The organism is Paenibacillus sp. AGC31, from assembly GCF_057334655.1.
Genome location: NZ_JBHFJH010000024.1, coordinates 68,609 through 88,546 on the forward strand (window position 1 = coordinate 68,609; position 19,938 = coordinate 88,546).

The 19,938-nt window shown below is 44.8% G+C and carries 17 protein-coding genes; 10 read left to right on the plus strand and 7 right to left on the minus strand.

Annotated features, from left to right (window positions below):
* Nucleotides 1-154: 154 nt before the first annotated feature.
* Complete coding sequence (locus ACE04G_RS08135; RefSeq protein WP_449005199.1) at nt 155-610, plus strand: GNAT family N-acetyltransferase; 456 nt, start codon at nt 155-157, stop codon at nt 608-610.
* 433 nt (nt 611-1,043) lie between these two features.
* Entirely contained in the window at nt 1,044-2,396 is a 1,353-nt protein-coding gene (locus tag ACE04G_RS08140) for an amino acid permease (protein WP_215075598.1), read from the plus strand.
* A 355-nt stretch (nt 2,397-2,751) separates the two neighbouring features.
* Here ACE04G_RS08140 and ACE04G_RS08145 read toward each other — a convergent pair whose 3' ends face one another.
* A complete protein-coding gene (locus ACE04G_RS08145) occupies nt 2,752-3,639 on the minus strand; it encodes an SDR family oxidoreductase (protein ID WP_221818847.1) in 888 nt (295 codons plus the stop codon).
* Between the two features lie 307 nt (nt 3,640-3,946).
* Nucleotides 3,947-4,294, minus strand: coding sequence for a winged helix-turn-helix transcriptional regulator (locus ACE04G_RS08150; protein ID WP_313771415.1), 348 nt, complete (start codon nt 4,292-4,294; stop codon nt 3,947-3,949).
* A gap of 444 nt (nt 4,295-4,738) precedes the next feature.
* On the opposite strand from ACE04G_RS08150, the gene ACE04G_RS08155 reads away from it, so the two are divergent.
* Complete coding sequence (locus ACE04G_RS08155) at nt 4,739-6,493, plus strand: methyl-accepting chemotaxis protein (protein WP_449005200.1); 1,755 nt, start codon at nt 4,739-4,741, stop codon at nt 6,491-6,493.
* A 114-nt stretch (nt 6,494-6,607) separates the two neighbouring features.
* Here the strand turns inward: ACE04G_RS08155 and ACE04G_RS08160 are convergent, their stop codons facing one another.
* Nucleotides 6,608-7,519: a LysR family transcriptional regulator gene (locus tag ACE04G_RS08160; RefSeq protein ID WP_221818850.1), complete on the minus strand. Its 912-nt coding sequence runs from the start codon at nt 7,517-7,519 to the stop codon at nt 6,608-6,610.
* Nucleotides 7,520-7,635: 116 nt separating this feature from the next.
* On the opposite strand from ACE04G_RS08160, the gene ACE04G_RS08165 reads away from it, so the two are divergent.
* Complete coding sequence (locus ACE04G_RS08165) at nt 7,636-8,679, plus strand: 2,3-butanediol dehydrogenase (RefSeq protein ID WP_221818851.1); 1,044 nt, start codon at nt 7,636-7,638, stop codon at nt 8,677-8,679.
* A 140-nt stretch (nt 8,680-8,819) separates the two neighbouring features.
* Here ACE04G_RS08165 and ACE04G_RS08170 read toward each other — a convergent pair whose 3' ends face one another.
* The gene (locus ACE04G_RS08170; RefSeq protein WP_221818852.1) at nt 8,820-9,332 is read right to left on the minus strand and encodes a GNAT family N-acetyltransferase; all 513 of its coding nucleotides are present in this window, start codon (nt 9,330-9,332) and stop codon (nt 8,820-8,822) included.
* A gap of 129 nt (nt 9,333-9,461) precedes the next feature.
* Nucleotides 9,462-10,226, minus strand: a complete 765-nt coding sequence (locus tag ACE04G_RS08175) for a helix-turn-helix transcriptional regulator (RefSeq protein ID WP_221818853.1) — start codon at nt 10,224-10,226, stop codon at nt 9,462-9,464.
* A gap of 182 nt (nt 10,227-10,408) precedes the next feature.
* On the opposite strand from ACE04G_RS08175, the gene ACE04G_RS08180 reads away from it, so the two are divergent.
* From ACE04G_RS08180 to ACE04G_RS08200, 5 genes are all read left to right on the plus strand, one after another.
* A complete protein-coding gene (locus ACE04G_RS08180; protein ID WP_339306967.1) occupies nt 10,409-12,730 on the plus strand; it encodes a beta-L-arabinofuranosidase domain-containing protein in 2,322 nt (773 codons plus the stop codon).
* Nucleotides 12,731-12,997: 267 nt separating this feature from the next.
* Nucleotides 12,998-13,381, plus strand: a complete 384-nt coding sequence (locus ACE04G_RS08185; RefSeq protein WP_486094357.1) for a Uma2 family endonuclease — start codon at nt 12,998-13,000, stop codon at nt 13,379-13,381.
* A 396-nt stretch (nt 13,382-13,777) separates the two neighbouring features.
* On the plus strand, nt 13,778-14,509 hold the full coding sequence (locus ACE04G_RS08190) for a hypothetical protein (protein ID WP_313771416.1): 732 nt from the start codon (nt 13,778-13,780) through the stop codon (nt 14,507-14,509).
* A 12-nt stretch (nt 14,510-14,521) separates the two neighbouring features.
* Nucleotides 14,522-16,210, plus strand: a complete 1,689-nt coding sequence (locus tag ACE04G_RS08195) for a vWA domain-containing protein (RefSeq protein ID WP_221818857.1) — start codon at nt 14,522-14,524, stop codon at nt 16,208-16,210.
* Between the two features lie 20 nt (nt 16,211-16,230).
* Complete coding sequence (locus ACE04G_RS08200) at nt 16,231-17,370, plus strand: toxic anion resistance protein (protein WP_449005201.1); 1,140 nt, start codon at nt 16,231-16,233, stop codon at nt 17,368-17,370.
* 121 nt (nt 17,371-17,491) lie between these two features.
* Here ACE04G_RS08200 and ACE04G_RS08205 read toward each other — a convergent pair whose 3' ends face one another.
* Nucleotides 17,492-18,118 carry a hypothetical protein gene (locus ACE04G_RS08205; protein ID WP_449005202.1) on the minus strand — a complete coding sequence of 209 codons (627 nt, stop codon included), beginning with the start codon at nt 18,116-18,118 and terminating at the stop codon, nt 17,492-17,494.
* A gap of 143 nt (nt 18,119-18,261) precedes the next feature.
* Nucleotides 18,262-18,855, minus strand: coding sequence for a TetR/AcrR family transcriptional regulator (locus ACE04G_RS08210; RefSeq protein ID WP_237176837.1), 594 nt, complete (start codon nt 18,853-18,855; stop codon nt 18,262-18,264).
* Between the two features lie 192 nt (nt 18,856-19,047).
* Between ACE04G_RS08210 and ACE04G_RS08215 the strand changes: the two genes are divergently transcribed.
* On the plus strand, nt 19,048-19,806 hold the full coding sequence (locus ACE04G_RS08215) for an SDR family oxidoreductase (RefSeq protein WP_339182225.1): 759 nt from the start codon (nt 19,048-19,050) through the stop codon (nt 19,804-19,806).
* Nucleotides 19,807-19,938: the final 132 nt, after the last annotated feature.

Sequence of the window (19,938 nt, forward strand, 5' to 3'; positions counted from 1 at the left end):
CTCATCATACTGGAAATTATAGGTGAATCACAATAGCGTATTTCAGTGGATATAAGCAACCTCTTGTCATAAAACCTAACACGGTAGTAAGATGAAATGATTGATATACATTCAGTGATAAAAACAATAAAAATGTCGGCGGGAGTGGTACGTTATGGAGATCAAAGTGGATGATTTGAGTGGAGTCCAAGTTAAGGCTTTAATTGCGGAGCACTTGCAAGGGATGGCGGTAGATTCGCCTCCAGAGAGTATACATGCGTTGAATCTGGATGGACTCAAGAAGCCCGAAATTACTTTCTGGTGTGCTTGGGAAGGGGGCGACTTGCTCGGCTGCGGGGCTATCAAAGAACTTGATTCAGACCATGCAGAGTTGAAGTCGATGCGTACCGCTTCGGCTCATCTGAGAAAAGGCGTAGCGAGAAAAATTTTGGCTCATATTAAGAAGGTTGCCACAGACCGTGGTTATAAGCGAATCAGTCTGGAGACGGGTTCAATGGATTCATTTATCCCGGCACGGAAATTGTACGAAGACTTCGGTTTCGAATATTGCGAACCATTCGCAGATTATATATTGGACCCGAACAGCATGTTTATGACAAAAACAATCTAAGTGGAATCGCATGAGAAACCAGAATTCTGTTTTTTTACAGGATGCTGGTTTTTTTTATTGTGCAACATATCGTACATTTTAAGAGTTGGAAAACGAGTAGAATAAACTAAATAATACAGCATTAAAGCAACGTGGCCTTGTGACGAAGAATGTGGAGGGAGTCGTGCAGGATATATTGGTTGTTCGATCATATGAATCCGCTGTTTGCTGTCTTTATGTTATGTCCCATCATTGCTGTGGTGCTAACCTGGATTGTGCACAGATTGCTTCATGCGATTGTGGGGTATAAAACATAGGTTATGTCCCTATACGTTTGGGATGAATTGGCCATAAGGAACTTCTGGGCTGATTGATGGACAATAGGGTATACTGGACATTATGTCTATGAAACAAGACAGCATTACAGACGTTTTTTACATCAGGAGGACTTGAATTGGCTCAGACAGAAGGAACATTACAGAAGAAGCTTAAACCAAGACACATCAGTTTTATGGCTATGGGTGGTGTCATTGGAACAGGGATTTTCAAAGGTAGCGCAGAGACGATTGGACTCGCAGGTCCGGGCGTGATTGTCACGTACATTTTTGCTGGATTATTGCTGCTGGTTGTTATGGCCGCGATGGCTGAGATGGCTACGGTGTACAAGAACAAAAATATGAAAGACTTCGTGCAGGAGGCATTTGGTAGCCGAGTATCCTTTGTTATGGGATGGATGTATTGCTTTCTATGGTTATCGGTATGTGTCATTGAGGTGATTGCTGCCGGGAGTTTTTTGCAGTATTGGTTCGCGGAAGTACCGCTGTGGATGCTGAGTCTGGCTTGTGCGGCGTTCATTATACTCGTTAATCTGTTAAGTGTAGGTGTGTTCGGGGAATTTGAGTTTTGGCTGGCCGGGATCAAAATTGCCATGATCATTATTTTTATCTTCCTGGGTGCAGGGTTGATCTTTGGTATTATCCCAAGTGATAACACGCCATATCTGCAGAATTATACGCAAGCAGGAGGCTTCTTCCCGAACGGATGGTCATCGATCTTCTCGGCACTGCTTGTGGTTATGTTCTCTTACGGGGGATCGGAGCTGATTGGTCTGACCCTGACCGAGACGGAAAATGCAGAAAAAGTTATGCCCAAAATCGTGGGCAATTTCATGCTCAGAATTATTCTGTTCTTCACCTTGCCGATTCTCATCATCTGTGGTCTTATCCCATGGAATGAAATTGGGCCGGAGAGCAGTCCGTTTGTACAGGTGCTTGCCTCTACAGGCCTGCCGGGAGCAGCACATATAATGAACTTTATTTTGGTGACGGCAGTTCTGTCTGCTGCGAATTCAGGGATTTATGGTGCATCTCGGATGATGCACTCCATGGCAGTGGGCGGGGAAGCTCCGAAGGCATTGTCACAGACCAATCGCAACGGTAGCCCTGTTAACACACTTCTGGTGTGCTCAGTAGTTTTGCTTGGAGGTTCCTTGCTCGGCCTGTTCGCGCAGGATCAACTGTTCCGCGTATTGCTCGCAGTTCCGGGGTTTGTCGTAATCCTTGTGTGGATCTGTATTGCCTCATCACAGTTGAAACTGCGGAAGAAATATCCGGTTCAACCGACCTTCAAAGTTTGGGGATTCCCTTATATAACCGGAGTCGTGGTACTATGTCTCAGTGTGATTGCGGTGATGTTTGTGTTTGATGAAGGTAATCGGTTCAGCATTAGCATCTGTCTTGCCGTGCTTGCGTTGCTGATTATCTGGTCTCTGATTCGATTCAGGAAGACGAATGGACGAACAGTTTAGTATGGTTAGGTAGTCATAATTAATGAGAAAACTTTATAAGTAAGATAGGGACTGCTTTCAGCAGTCCCTATTTTATACACTTCTAAGCCCTACAACAGTAAACTGAAACAACTTGGAATGCTAAGAAGTCACTCTAGGCGTGAGAATTGCCTGGACAATGCCTGTATCGAGTCATCTTCTCTCATTTAAAGACTGAGAAAATTACTTGAATGAAGCAGTTAGCAAAAGCGGATGTTGAGCAGCAAGTGAGCGAATATATTTTGTTCTATAACCAGAACCGATTGCTAGAATGTACGTTAACACGTTCAAAATAACTCTGATTTTTCTTAGAGTCAGGTTAGTAACATGTCAGCTTTCAATCTTCAACTTTAGAAAACTGAGATTTGATTCTAAAGAATTCCTTATATGTCATTGGTTTTCGGCCAATCAGACGTTCAAGATCCCCAGACGTCTCCGAGAATTCTCCAGTGTTGATTCCTCGCACCCAACCTAATAAGAAATCAGTCATAAGAACAGGTAAGCCATTTGTTACCATAGTGTCTATATATTCTTTTTCGCTAATTGCCTCATAAGGGATATTTATCTCACTAATCTCCGAGAGGGCTGCAGCGATGTCTGCAAAAGAGCTTCCCTCGCTGCCACTTAGAGTATATGACTTATTTTCGTGCCCGTTTTGGGTGAGAACGGCTACGATGGCTGCCGCCAAATCATCCAGAGATGCAGCGGCTACTTTACCGGAACCCTCTGGTACTCGCACGCCAACTTTAAGCGCATCTCCGAAATACGAATGCATGACTTCAAGATACGGTGGATTCCGCAGAATGGTATAGGCTAATCCAGATGCTTTAAGTGTTTGTTCAGCAAATAGGTCTGACGTCGATACTTCGGGCACAATAAGATTTGAATTTTCTCTTCGTATGATCGACGTAAAGAGGACTTGTTTAACACCAGCCTGCTTTGCAGCTGCGATTACATTGAAATGTTGCGTATTGCGGTCGGTAAATGCTTGCGCGGAAATAAGCATCACTTTTTCAACACCACTAAAAGCTCGCAGAAGGGAGTTATAATCAAAATAGTCGCCCTGGTAAGCTTTCACACCTTCTTTAACAAACCTTTCCACTTTATCAGATTCCGGATCACGGACCAATATAGCGACCTGACTTGACGGAACTTTTTTAAGAAGAAGCTCTAGTGTCCTGCTACCGAGATTACCTGTTGCTCCAGTAATAAGTATTTTACCCATATTAATAACCCCTTTGGACTTTTATTAATATACTGCTGTAAATCTTACAATTAGAAACTAATCTAATCATTACTCTCCGATCGTTCACCAGTTGTATGACCATAGACTGTCGCAGAAAACTCCTTCCTTACCAGGTTTAAATTTTGAAACGCGTATTAGAATTACTATTTTTTGATTTTCTTCATGGTCACAAGTCTCATTATGTACCATGTATTACTTTTAAAATAGTACGTACTTTTAGGTTATATAGTAACTAAAAGGTGATAATTGGGACGAAGTACAAAATAACTTGGTTTTTGAAATTACTCTATTCTACATTTATTCTCTGATATTCATCCTTGCTCAATGTCTTCTCTGCATAATTCTTACCCCATTCACAAAGAGCTCGCAGAGTGGGTTCAAGTGACATACCCATTTCTGATATTGAATATTCCACTTTTGGTGGTACCTGATTATACATTTTTCTTATAACCAGATTATCACCCTCCAACTCCCGTAATGACTGGACTAACATTTTCTGAGAAATTGTTGGCATGAGCCTTTTCAATTCACCGGTCCGTTTAGGACCTTTTAATAAGTAATACAGAATAAGAGGTCTCCACTTTCCACCAATGACATCCAAGGTAATTTCCAGATCACAATAAAAAGTTTTCAATTGAGAAACACCATCCCTCATTTAATTTCCATTATTATAGTACATGTGTTGATTCAATCTGAAAAATGCAATCTCCGTGTAAAGGATGTAAAAAATGAACTTTATATTCAACACAGATAACTCAATAGTGTATACACAAAACTCCTAATACCGAATAAACATAACTCATGAATTCCTTATGAAAGAAACCTGTAATTAATATCTGCATGGTCAGTTATAATGACGCAGATTTTGTTTGGCAAACAAACTGAGATAAAGCCTGAATGCAACTCCAATGAATAAAGCTATCACGGCTATGATAGCGTTTTTACGTTAACCCAATATTTTCTTGCCTAATTCGACATATTCGTTTACTATTTTCCCATACATAGTGCTTCAAGCATGCGTTTTTTGGGTAGCGACTAGTCAAAAAGGCTTGGGTTCACGGGAGAGGAAGAGGAGCGGATGATTGGTTTTTTTAGAAAACGTTTGGTTGTGCGCATTGTTGCAGTAGTCACATTGGTCATTACGATTATAGCCGTTGGAAGCATGCTGTTACAGGTGGCCAATATGAAACTAGCTGCACAGGAGGCCATTTCGAGTTACAACATCCAGATTGCTCAGAGTTATGTGAATCAGCTGGATACAGCATCTTATGCCGAGTTTGCCAAGGACCCCAAGGAGAATGACGAATTCTTGAAGATTCGTGATGAACTGGATGACTTTCGCGTAAGCATTGGTGCAATGTATGTGTATTTTGTCAAAATAGATGAAAAAGGTACGCCACTAATTATGGTGGACGGCATGAAGGATGCAGATAAAGCCTCACCGATTAATGAAGTAACGGATGTCCCTCAGGAGGCTGTTCAGAAGCTGTTGCAGGGGCAAACAGCCAGTTCTTCGATCATTAACAATGAGGAGTACGGAGACTATATTTCCTCTTACGCTCCCATGCTGGATAGTAATGGCGCTGTAACAGGTATAATTGGTATTGATACGGCGGTATCGGTGATCGGGAGTATTGAATCGGATATTATGAAATCGAGTATTCCTTTCTATGCTTTGTTACTTTTAATTACACTTATAGGCATTGCTGTTGTCACGTGGTTTATCGTAAGAGGACTGCGACCACTTCAACCGCTGAAGGCGAGTGTGGAAAAGATGGCACAAGGTGAGCTTGCAGAAGCTAATCGAATTCTGACGTCGTATCGTTTACGCAGCCAAGATGAGATTGGAACAACATATCAAGCGATGATACATATGTCCGGGAACTTGAATAAGATTGTGAGTAACATGGTTGAAGGCGTAGCAGTAACCACAGATATTTTATCGGAATCAACGAAGGAATTTAATCGCAGTACCGAAGAGATGCTTGAGATGGGCAAGACGGTTGATCAATCTGTCGAACAGATTAGGCAGGGTGCACATACGCAGAAGCAGGGTGCAAGCGATAGCGCGAATGCGATGGAAGAGATTGCAAAAGGTATAACGGATATTTCCGAATCCTCGATGATTGTATCTGATGCAGCAACAAGTGCACTTGCTACGGCGGAGTCTGGTAAACAGAGCATGACACTGATGAAAACACAGATGGAGAGCATCTCAAATGTCTCAAGTGAAGTTGTAGCGATGGTCCAGGTGCTGAATAACTACTCCCAGGAAATTGGTGGTGCCCTGCACATGGTTCGTGATTTTGCGAGTCAGACGAAGCTGCTTGCGCTTAATGCATCCATTGAGGCAGCACATGCAGGAGAACACGGCAAAGGTTTTGCGGTTGTGGCGGATGAAGTTCGGAAGCTTGCAGAGGCCTCAAGCACATCCATGGAACGGATCTCCGACTTGCTGCTTCGTATTCAACAAGAATCACAACAGATTGGCTCACAGATGGGGGTTACTGCAACCGAGATTGGACAAGGGGTTACAATTACCGCAGAAGCGGAGCAAGCTTTCGCCCATGTGGTTGATGCGTTCCAACTGGTGACCAGCCGCATTCAGGAAGTCTCCGCTGCGGCAGAGGAAATCTCGGCAGGATCGGAAGAGGCTGCAGCCTCCGTCAATACGATCTCGCAGATATCAGCCGGGGTATCGGATCATTCGGATGAAATCTATCGCTTGATGCGTGAACAGTCGGCCATGTTCAACAGAGTGGCGCAGACCTCAACCATGTTGGAGCAGCAGACGAACGAGATGAGTGAAGCCGTACGCAAAGTTAAAGTATAGTTTGAGTAAGGTGTAGTAATAGTAACGCAAGAGGTAGTCAGAAAAGTGTTCCACTCTTGGAGAAGTTGGTGTTCATCCCAAACTTCATTCAAAGGGTGGAGCACTTTTTTAGATTTAAACTGTTAAATGATCCAGCTCTATCGCCTGTCTGAAGCGTCGGGCGAATCGTTCTGCGGCTACGGCGACCTCCTTGGATTCCGTCTGCACGAAGCCAATTTGCATTTTCGGTTGATCAATTCCAGCGATCTCTACCATCTTCACCAGACCTTCTTTCCATAAGGAATTTTGGTGAAAGGAAAAGTCGTGACCAATTGTGGCGGCAATATCGTTTCTTAACACCATGTTGATGGCTTCTGAATTATTTGTTTTGAACAGAATGGACAGAGATCCATGATCATACGTGAATTCCTTGATGAAGTCTTCAATGAAACCATCTCGATACAGTGCCAGTTTGTGTTCTTTTAATTGATCCGGTGTAACGCGGCTGTGCTTGGCAAGTTCAGACAGGTGATGAGTACCGACGACCAGCTTGCCCGAGTACATGGGACTGAAGTGAAGTCCATCGAATTCCCGCAATTGTTTCGCATAGATCGCGATAAAGCCCAGATGGGTTTTGTTGTTGCGAATATCTTCGATGATTTCCATGGACCCTTTCTCTTCAATGGAGATGTTAAGTTGCGGGTGCTCACGCTTCATATCCGCAGCAGACTGGACAAGATAGGGCATGACACTTGGAAAAGTAGCCACATGAAGCTCTCCGCTAAGAGAGGAGGCTTCTGCGTTCAGGGATTTCAATTCATCAATCCGCTGCAAAATGTCCAGTGCCTTGGCAATGAATTGTTTTCCTTCGGGAGTGGGATGAGTTCCCTGCCGCGAGCGTTCGAACAGGATGATACCCAATTCTTTCTCCAGACGATGAACCGATTGGCTGATCGCCGATTGTGTGACATGCAGATGCTCCGAGGCGGCGGAGAATGATTGCGTTTTCGCGATTTCAACGACATATTCGAGCTGTTCCAGATTCATGATTTCATCTCCATTTAGCATTAATACAACTAATGTTAACATTAGTATCTATAAATATGAATAATACATGAACAGCGATATAATATATAGACAATCATACAAAGGGGATGAACTTCATGAAAGCAGCAGTATGGTATGCCCATAAAGACGTGCGTGTAGAAGAGCGGGATATTCCGGTTGCTCAAGCGGGTCAGGTCAAAATCAAAGTGGAATATGCAGGGATCTGCGGCAGTGACCTGCATGCCTATCATCATGGTGTGGGGATTCAAGAAGGCGAGAATCATCCGCTCTCAGGACAAAAAGCACCGCTGACACTGGGTCATGAATTTGCAGGAACCGTGAGTGAATTGGGAAGTAATGTAAGCGGTATCAGCGTAGGGGATCGTGTTGTGGTAGAGCCGTTGTACCACTGTGGAAAATGCGAATACTGTATCCAGGGTCGTTATAACCAATGTACTCAATTTGGATTCGTTGGACTGAATGGTGATGGTGGTTTTGCAGAGTATGTTGTTGTTGAAGCATACATGGTTCATCCCATACCGGATAACGTATCTTTCGAAGAAGGCGCGCTCGTAGAGCCTACGGCAGTAGCCTTTCACGCGGTTCGTCACAGCAAGTTGAAAGTGGGGAACAAGGTAGCTGTATACGGAGCAGGTCCAATTGGATTATTGACCATTCTGTCTGCCAAAGCAGCAGGAGCCTCTGAAATCTATGCAGTTGATGTATTTGGGGAACGTCTGGACCTGGCAGCCAAGCTGGGAGCGATTCCGGTGAACAGTGCCAAAGTCAATGCAACCGAGGTGATCTTGCAACAATCGGGTGGCATCGATGTGGCCTATGAAGCAGCAGGTGTGCAACCAACGATGGACAGCGCCATTGCGGTGGTCAAAAAAGGTGGAGAAGTTGTTGTCATCGCTGCGATACCCAATCCGCTTCAAGTGAACTTCTTCGATCTTCTGGTCAAAGAAGCGAATCTGACGGCAACGCTGGCTTATCGCCACATTTTCCCTGAAGTAATTTCATTAATTGCGGAAGGATCTCTCGATGTGAAACAGGTCATTACCAAGAAAATCAAACTGGACGACATCGTGCAGGAAGGACTTGAACTGTTGATGAGCGACAAGAGCCATGCGAAGATTTTGGTGGAGATTGGCGGCTAAAAAAATCAATAGCGATGCATCATTTCAGATGCTGATTGATCATTTATAAACGTAGAAAAGACCGTCATGAAGATGATCGGTCTTTTTTACATTTCATTCTCGGCTGGCTGATCCCGTGTTGCTGTTACCCAACACTATCACTAGGAATCATAACGGTAACAGATCGCCTTGCCCCCGCCACTCTCGGAGCTGAATTCCTCATCCTCTGTAAATCCAAAACGCTCATATAAACGGATGGCATTGACCATCTGACCGCCCGTATATAAATACACCATATTTTTGCCCATTTCTTTGGCAGAATCTACGCATTGCTGGAGCAATACTCTGGCAATCCCGTGACCTCTCCATTTTGGATCAACACCCAGCAGCCGAATAAACGGATAATCAATTGGCAATTCAAAGTTGGGATAAGCGTTGCGTGCTGTTTCGAATAATTGGACTGTACCAACAATCTGATCATCAATCTTCGCGATCCATAATTGTGTCAGGTACGGATTAACCACAGACTCTCGAATATCTTTTAGGTAGGCCTCCCATCGTTCATTTTGCTCAAAAGTCTCCCGATACTCGGCATAACTTGCAACAAGGATATCTACAATCTCTGGATGGTCTGCTTCTGTGGCAGGATGAATCGTAACGGCAGCCGTTGTCATTGTATAATTCCTCTTCTCTTATAGGTAAAGTGTGGAATATAGTTTTCTTGCATTTTACCACAATTGACTCCATCTGATTAATTCGAATTTTCTATAGTTAACTCAGTCATTTCTATGGATCAGAGCACATCAGCGATTAAGCTGTGTGGAATACAGATGATTGCGATATTCGGTTGGCGTATTGCCTTCGTATTGTTTGAACATGCGCAGGAACAGCTTGTAGTCGGAGAAGCCGCATTGTCCGGCGATTTCTTTTACACTGGCATTGGTGTTCAGCAGCAATTGTTTCGCCCGGCGAATTCGTTCTGTGAGGATATAGGTTTTGAGTCCAGTACCTTTCTCACGTTTCACCATTTTGGAGATATAGTCTTTATTAAAATTAAAATTTTCCGCAATCTGACTCACCGTGATGTTTGTATGCAGATGAATATCGACCCACTTACAGATATGGTCCACAATTGCATTGTGCGGGCGATAATCCGCCTCTATATTCCGCTCCAGTTCTCTGAACAACAATAACAAAGCAGCGTTGGCTTCCTCGGGTGAGAAGGATGACACATGCAGCAATTGCTTGAATAACTGATTGGCCATGGAAGGGACCTGTATTGTGGCATGTGTCCTAAACCGGTTGAATTCTGGCAACATGGCATCATAGTGAACCCAGTAAAAGCTGACGGGGGCGTCGCTGATCTGGTAACCGTAATGGGTGCGACCAGCGCGCAGAAACAACAGATCGTTGGCACGAACGACATGTTGTTTCTCTTCTTCCGCGATGTACATCTCACCTTCCAGCATCAAAATGATCTCGTGAACGGGCATGCTGCGTCTCATGTGGCTCCAGTTGCCTTCGGATATGAACTTGCCGCACAGGTAATGTTCCAGTGGCTTTTGCATAGGACGGATTTATCCACCTTTTCTTGGATTATGAGTCTGATGTAATTGTATTTTATTTGATAATATGAGGATATTCAAGCTCTGAAGTAGATTGTTGAGTATTAGCCTTATGGAACAGAACACGGATTTTACCCCTCAAGAATGAATGGATATCTATTACATCCCGAGAAGGAGTGAGTGTCATGATTGATACGAAAAAAGGATTTCTGGGACCGGAACATGTAGATCTGTTAAATGGTGTGTTCCAAACATCACAAGAAGTGGGGGAGCGTTACCTGTTATCGCTGGATATGGATCGATTCCTGGCTCCATGCTTCGAAGCTCATGGGTTACCGGCCCGAAAAGAACGCTACGCGGGGTGGGAGGCACGTTCCATCAGCGGGCATTCCCTCGGCCACTATCTGTCGGCGCTGGCTGTAACGTATCAAGCTACCGGAAATATTACATTAAAAGAAACGTTGGATTATGCAGTTACCGAACTGGCGAGAATCCAGCAGACTACGGGGAGCGGATATATCGGCGGTTTGTCCGAAGAAGCATTCCACATGGCTTTTCGAGCAGAGAATATCGGTGGATTCAACATCGGTGAATACTGGGTTCCCTGGTATAGTGTGCACAAAATCTATCGCGGCCTGATTGATGCCTATAAACTGACTGGCAACGGACAGGCACTTGAGGTGGTTACTCGATTTGCAGATTGGGCAGTAGAAGGTTTGCTCCCGATGACAGAAGAACAGATGCAGACGATGCTTCAAAGTGAACACGGGGGCATGAATGAAGTATTTGCACATTTGTATGGGATTACCGGCAAAGCCTTATATCTTGAGATTGCTAACAAGTTCACCCATCAATTGATCCTGAGACCCTTGGAGCGCAAACAGGACGATCTTCAAGGCAAACACGCCAATACGCAGATTCCCAAAGTGATCGGTGCAGCCGAAATCTACAATCAGGACCATACTCATGAGAGTTATCGGACAGCGGCAGAGTTTTTCTGGAACACCACGGTGCATCATCGTTCTTACGTATTTGGTGCAACGAGCATATCGGAGCATTATGAAGCGAAGGGTATGGAGAGTCTCGGGATCAAGACAGGAGAGAGCTGCTGTACCCACAACATGATGCATCTGACGAAACAACTTTTCGCCTGGAATCACGATAGCGCCTACATGGACTATTATGAAAACGCCCTCTACAATCACATCCTGGGCACGCAGGACCCGGATACGGGGAACAAAACGTATTTTGCCTCAACGCTGCAAGGTCACTACAAAATCTATGGTACACACGATACGGCTTGGTGGTGCTGTACAGGATCAGGCATGGAGAATCCGGGCAAATATGCCGAGGCCATCTATTTCGAAGACGAGCAAGACCTGTACGTCAACCTGTATATCGCTTCCCAGCTGGATTGGACGTCTCAGGGTATATCCCTGAAGCTCGAAACCGACTTTCCTTATTCGGAAAAGGTAACCCTGACGATCACCGGAGGCAGCGCCTCGGCCCATCTAAGACTACGGTTGCCCTCATGGCTACAAGAGCCAATGACGGCAACCGTCAACGGGGATACGGAGCATCCGTATACACGGATGGAACCCGGCTATCTTTCCATCGACCGCACATGGACAGCGGGCGATGTCATCACAATCACACTGCCGATGTCACTCCGCCAGTACACTTCACGGGATGATGCCCACAAAGTGGCATTCCTGTACGGACCAATAGTGCTCGCTGGTGCACTAGGAAACGAGGGGCTCCCTGAGGATACGATTGTGGACGAAACAGCGCTGAATCCCAAGACTGCTTCCGTACCTGTGATCTGGACAGAACAGGAGGATGTACGAGAGTGGATTAAGGTTGTAGATGCAGATACGTTAACATTTGAACTTAGCAAGGATGTCACTTCGACGGGCGAAGCCGTGAAGCTCATTCCTTTCTATGATGTGCATCATGAATTTTATACCGTTTACTGGCCGTTTAACGATGAAGGAGATGCGCTGGAGAAAGAATTGAACGATATCACGATCGACAGGGTTCAAGCTGACGGTCAGCAGGATGAGATTGGACATCAACTGGACAGCAACTGCCGGGGTGAGCATCACAACGGTTCAACCACAGATGGACGTAAGAAGTTGCATATGTGGCGAGAAGCTTTTGGCGTCAATGGGGCTTACTTCAGTTACCAACTGGCAGTGGATCGAACGGCATCCAATTATCTATGTGTGGCCTATTGGGGCGGAGATCATTCCACGTTTGGATGGGAAGGTACGTTATATGACAGACAATTCGCCATTACCGTGGATGGAACACTCGTTGGTGAGCAGCGAATTCACATGAACAAAATCGGCGAAGTGTTCTATGTGACCTATGATATTCCTGAGGCGGTTACATCAGGCAAAGACAGCGTTACGGTAATGTTCCAGGCGAAGGGCGACAATGGTTGTGCCGGGAAAGTTGTAGAGGTACGCACCACGCGGAGCAAACCGGAATCCATCTTTTCATAATAAGAGGCATGGTGTGAAAAGGCGCAAAACACAATGTTATAATGGAGATAAATTACGGTTCGTTGGAAGAGGAGGATGGAAGTGTGGCAAAACCCGACGATAAAGGTACTTATAACTTTCAGGATTGGTTAACATGGGAAGGATCTTGGGAATTAATTAACGGCAAAGCTTTTAATATGTCGCCAGTACCTACTTCATCGCACCAGTTTATTGTGGGTGAGCTGTACTTCTCCTTGCGGACTTTTTTATCAGAATCGGAAATGTTTCGTGTTTGTAGCCCCTTTCGATGTGTATTTTAGCGAAAATGAACAATATGATGTACCAGATCAAATTGTACAACCTGACCTATCGGTGGTGTGCTCGAAAGACCAGATTTCCAAAAGTGGCTGCCACGGTGCACCTTCTTTAATTATAGAGGTGTTATCGCCTTCTACTGCGTTAAAGGATTTCAACGAAAAATTTAACTTGTATCAGAAATATGGTGTGAACGAATATTGGATTGTTGACCCCGGCAATCAAACCGTCCATGTGTACACGCTGGAGGATGGCAGTTACCAGACCCGTCATCTATATACAGAGCAGGAAACGATTCAATCCGTCGTGTGTCCTGACTTGCGCATTTCGCTGGAGTCGTTGTTCAAACTGAGGTAGTGGAAGCACGAAAATGATGAACCAACGCAAAAGGGACGAAACCGGATGAGCTCCGATTTGTCCTTTTTGCATTACTCCTTTTCAGACAAGTCTTATATAAAAAATGACACGCATAGCTATTTTCCACGTATTACCTGATAACATTTCTTCTCCACAATCTGCTGTCTCGTAAAACTCACTTTTAATGGATTGACCACCAAATTTCCTGCCAAGTTCTACGTTGTCCCTGAAAATATGAAATGGGATAAGCCCAAACCACGTATATTATGAGTATCCAAATATCCAATCATATCCACCTGAGAGCGTTAACATCATGTACAATAAGAATAAGTTGAACAGGAAAATTACGACATCAAGCACCAATATATAACATGAAAGGAGGTCGGATGATTGAACATGATCAAGTACATAAAATTGTTCGGATTAATCCTCTGTATTGTGGCTGTGAATGTTCTGGCATTCTCACCCGGCTTCATCGGGCTGAACTTCGATGAGGGTGCATTCACAACTGCACTATCCGTTACCCTTCTGTTCGGCAGTGCAATGGCACTCCTATATGGGAGTTACACCTTGCTGTTCAGACAACCGGTAGTCCTGCCTGTGAAGCATATTGAAACGCATGAAGATTATGTGGAAGCCTTATCTTTTTATAGGCGCATTAAAGTTCTCGAAGAAGATATTACGCTGGGGCTGTCCCAACTTAGTCGAATGAAAAAGAAAAAAGAAACCCTCCTGAATGTGCTTCATCAACGGTTTGATCCAGGAGAACTGAGCTACAAGAAATTTGCTTCGGTCACACTGGAAGTGGAGAAGCTGTTGTACCTGAACATCCGCAGTGTGCTGAACCGATTGAATGTATTTGATGAAGCTGACTATGCCAACATGATGAAATCCAAATCCTCAACACTTCCCCAGAAGCTTTTTCAGGAAAAAACCAAGGTATACAACGATTATCTGTCTTATGTGAAAAATGCATTACACACCAATGAGGAAATCTTGCTCAAGCTCGATCAGTTGTTACTGGAGATTTCACGCCTCGACAGCTTTGAAGCCGGAGATATTGAACAGATGCCTTGTATGCAGGAGATTGATCAGTTAATCAAGCACACCAAATTATACAGACAGTGAGGGGTTGCTCGTATGGCCAAGAAGGGAAAGTTTTTTTTCATATCAATCGTGATGCTGGTACTCGTATTTGGTCTGGTCTATGCAGGAATTACACTAACATCGAACTTTGGCAAGTCAACCACACAGGTGAGCACAGAGAATGCAGGTAAGGAACTGGGGAAACTGTACGCGGACATTGCGCCAGCGACGGCGGAACCGGTCAAAGGACAGATTGATCTCGACCCGGTCGATGTGGCAGAATCACTGCCGGATATCTCCAAATTCGCAATTGCTGTAGAGAATACAACAAATGATTACGTCGAAATCTTTTCTTCCACAGAGAAGTCGGGCAGCGGGGTAGACGGCTGGTTAACCGAAGTGGGCGAGGAGTTCAACAAAGCTAATATTACCATTGGTGGCAAACAGGTGTCGGTCAAAATTCGCAACATTGCCTCTGGTACGGCCACCGATTATATCAAGTCTGGTAAGTATATGCCGGATGCATTCACACCTTCCAATGAACTGTGGGGCGAGATGGTTGAGGCTAGTGGGGTGAAGACGGAGATGGTATCCGAGCGATTGGTTGGGAATGTTCCGGGTATTGTCATCTCCAAAGCCAAATATGATGCACTGGTTGATACGTACGGTTCCGTTAATGTAAAAACCGTAACCGAAGCCATTGCCAACAATGAACTCGCGATGGGATATACCGATCCATTTGCCAGCTCCACAGGACTTAATTTCCTGGTGACTGCACTGAATACGTATGACAGCGCCAACCCGCTTGGCGAGAAGGCCATTGAAGGGTTTGAAAAATTCCAGACGAATGTACCGTTTACAGCCTCAACAACGATTCAGATGCGGGAAGCTGCCAAGTCAGGCAGACTGGATGCCTTTGTACTCGAATACCAGACGTATGTGAATACCGCTGATCTGAAGAGTGGATACGTCTTTACACCATTTGGTGTGAGACATGATAGCCCGTTGTATGCATTGGGACAATTGCCGCAGAACAAACAGGAGATTATCCAGAAGTTTGCGGAATTCGTAACCCAGGCGAAGTACCAACAATCGGCGGAAGAATTTGGTTTCAACGGTTTGCAGGATTACAAATCCGAATTGGCTACCGTGGATGGCGGTACGTTGCTGTCCGCGCAGAAAGTCTGGAAAGAGAAGAAGAATGGCAGTAAACCTATTGCTGCCGTGTTCGTGACAGACGTGTCCGGAAGTATGGACGGCGAGCCGCTTAACCGACTGAAGGAGTCTTTGCGCAAAGGTCAGAAGTATCTGGGCACAGAGAACAGTATTGGATTGGTTTCTTACTCTAGCGGGGTAACTGTGAATCTGCCAATTGCCAAGTATGATACGAACCAGCAGTCCATGTTTGTCGGAACAGTCGATAGTCTGCAAGCTGGTGGCGGTACGGCGACTTTTGATGGGATCGTAGTGGCAATGAAGATGCTGGAAGATTATATGGCTGCTAATCCAAACGTGAAGCCGTTGATTTTTGTCCTGAGTGATGGTGAGACCAACGAAGGTCATACCCTGAAGGATATCCGGGATCTGGTCGAGACGTACAAAGTGCCGATCTATACGATTGGATACAATGCGGACATCAAGGCTTTGGAGAGCATCTCCAGCATTAACGAGGCTGCAAGCATCAATGCCGATACCGACGATGTCGTATACAAGATCGGAAACCTGTTTAACGTACAGATGTAAATTTAAAGGGGGAACTGTAGATGTCATTTTCAATGGAAATACCGAGCCAGAAGGAAATTCAGAAGGTCATTGAGGAAGAGATGAAACCCGTGCCCGCCGAGGTCGCGGAGCTTCAACAAGTGGCAAATGCCAACGTAGAGATGATCATGACACTGGATCTCGAATCCCTGGAGAAACGCAAAGAGATTTTGCAATCCATTGACGGCTTTGGCATGAACACGATGAGATCCTCTTCTGAGAAAAACGCCTTGCTTCAAGTCTCCGTTGGACATCTGTCCAAGACGGGAGACGAGGGCGGTCAGGTCGCCAAAGGTTTGACCGAGCTGCATATGCAATTGAAGGATCTCGACCCAAGCGTGGTCGACTTTGCCAAGACCGGTTTCCTCGGGAAATTGTTTAATCCGCTTCGCGCCTATTTCCTGAAATACCAGAAGGCTGACGCAGTCATCGCTGACATCGTAACCTCTTTGGATAAAGGCAGATCTACCCTGCGTAACGATAATACAACGCTGGAGATTGAACAGCAGAATCTACGGGAACTCACCAAACGATTGCAAAAGGAAATCCAACTTGGTGTACTCATGGATGAATCCATCGATGGCCAGATTGAAGCGGCCAAGGTCCGCAATGAAGACCCCGAGAAAGTTCGTTTTATTACGGAAGAAGTGCTGTTCCCGCTCCGTCAGCGTGTGATGGACCTGCAACAGATGTTGGTTGTGAACCAGCAGGGCATCATGGCGATCGAAGTAGTGATCCGCAACAACAAGGAACTGATCCGAGGCGTAGACCGGGCGAAGAATGTAACGATCTCGGCATTGAAGATTGCCGTTACAGTAGCGAGTGCTTTGTATAATCAGAAGATTGTATTGCAGAAGATTGAGTTGCTGAACCAGACAACCAACGATCTGATCGCCGGAACATCCAAGATGCTCAAAGATCAGGGGATTGCCATTCAGAAGCAGGCATATGAAGCCAGCATCTCCGTGGATACGATGAAACAGGCGTTTACCGATGTGTTGTCAGCACTCGATTCAATCAGTCTTTATAAGCAGGAAGCTCTGCCAAGAATGCGCGAGACGATTAACCAGTTCCGTGAACTTGCGGATACCGGAGAGCAGCAGATTCAGCGGTTGGAGAAAGGGCAGAAACTGGGGCTGTAATTTTAGAAGAAAAAAATAATTTTGCGTATTAGATTGGTTATCTTCTTTTATAATTAGAAAAAGCGACCGTTCCTCATTAAGCATGGGGAATGGTCGCTTTTTGGATTTATGAAGATTGGTACTAACTGTCATACCCGATATTCCGTGCATAAGGGTATATCTGTTGCTCGTATTGGTCGAGGAGAACGCCAGCCGCACGTACTTTGGCACGACCTTGTTGCAGTATCTTAGAATTCACTTTGTTTTTGGAAACGGCTTGTTTGTACAACAAGTATCCTTCCAGCTGAAGGTAGCTTCCCTTGACATAATAGGCATGTATTTTCTTAAGTTCAGGATTGGAAGGTTTGATTTGTTTTAACATGGAGACCGTTTTTGTATAATTAGGGATCACCGTATTCGTAAGTTTGAGGTACATGGACTTGCGATTGGTTGAATTCACCTCACCTCCCACACTACCCAACGTGTCGATTGCTTTATTCTCATAAGGTACCAGACGAGATATTTGTTCAAGGTATTTTTCGAATTCCTTTTGATCTTTAGTGAGCTCCTGTTCGGCATCATCTAATTCTAATTCGTCCATAAGTTCTTCGTGCAAATAATCATCTTCACTATAACTCTGATCTGAATATGTAGAGGTTGCTACTTTGGCTGCATCAGCAGAAGTGGCTGGAGAGAGAAGCACTCCGCCAAGCAAAACAAAACTGGTAATCAATGATATAATCCACGACTTCTTCAAATGTAATGTCATCCTCCTTTTGTTTGTATTCCATTGGATAACCTAACATATCATTACTAGAAATTACAGGAATGCATTTACATAATTTTGGTGGTGAATCTTTCTTAAATCACTCTCAATCACCCTGCTATAGGGAAGTAAGACAATTCAGAATCTCAGTTTCTCAACACGACATTATCCGGCTTGTAATGGATGATCTTGAACAACTCCTCGGCCATGTAAGCGGGGCTGTGTTTGAAATCCTGTCTGATCCACTCCATGATCATGCCGAATATCGCATGAGATTGGTAACTTGCCAATATTTCATGGTTGATGTGCTGCGGGAAGATGTGGTTCAGATCCTGTAAGGCCAGATCCCGAAGAACATCACAGATCATACGCTGGAAGTTGGAGGAGGCCTCAGATTTTACAACCAATGTGTAGAATTGTGCATGTTGGTGCACATGCTCAAATATAGTGATCGCCGAAGAGGGCATCAGATTGACTTGGAACTCTTCCTCATCCTGATAGGGTTTACGAAAAGAAGTCACCAGATCCTGAATCACATCATTGATGATTTCGTTGAACAGGTCTTCTTTGTACTGATAGTGCCTGTAGAAAGTTCCCCGATTCAGGTCGGCACGCTGCACAATATCCGTAATCGAAATTTCTTTAAAGGGATGTTTTTGCATCAAATGGATGAGTGCATCCTTCAGTGCAGCTTTTGATTTTTTAATTCTTCGGTCCATCGAATTCATAGTTTCAGACATCTATTTACCTCCTCGCGAGTTCACTTTATTAATTAAAGTACATTCGGGCTTAATAGTGTTGTTTAACGTACAACTGGGCAAGCTTTTACTGATTGAAGTAAAACGCTATGACTTATTATACTAAGGATAAGAGTTAATGAACATTTGTTTGTTAACTTATTGTAAACGAATACACAAAGGAGGATACATGGAATGAAACTTCAAGATAAAGTTGCAGTTGTTACAGGTGCTGGTTCAGGTATGGGGAAAGCAATTGCCACGTTGTATGCTCAAGAAGGCGCGAAAGTCGTCGTATCGGATATTAACGAAGAGTCCGCACAAGCGGTAGTTAATGATATTAAAGCACGGGGCGGAGAAGCAATTGTCGTTCTGGCCAATGTAGCCAAAGAAGAAGATGTGCAAAATCTGATCGATACGACAGTTAGCACATACGGTACAGTAGATATTCTGGTTAACAATGCGGGAATTATGGATGGCATGGAGCCGGCAGCAGATGTAACGGATGAGAAGTGGGAGAGATTGTTCGCTGTGAACACAACCAGTGTGATGCGGACAACACGTAAAGTATTGCCGATTTTCCTGGAAAAACAAAAAGGTATCATCGTGAATATTGCTTCGGCAGGGGGCCTACACGGCGGACGTGCAGGGGCAGCCTATACGGCGTCCAAACATGCGGTTGTGGGCTTCACCAAAAATACAGGCTATATGTATGCTGAGCAAGGCATTCGCTGTAATGCAATCGCTCCAGGCGCTGTGGCAACCAATATCAGCTCTTCCATGACAGGTATTAGCCATTTCGGTGCAGGGCGGCAACAGCTTGGGATGGCAATTAACCCACGCATCGGGACGAGCGAAGAGATCGCCAAAGTGGCTTTGTTCCTTGGATCTGACGAGTCCAGCTTCGTGAATGGAACTGTCGTTACAGCAGATGCTGGGTGGAGCTCTTACTAATCCATTCAAGCGCAGACAAGCATGGAGTACGGAAATAGTGTGTGAATTAAGGAAGCCGCATGTGTATATGCGGCTTCTTTTTTGCACCTATGCACCTACGTACGGTGGATAACAGCATCATATTCCGTGTAG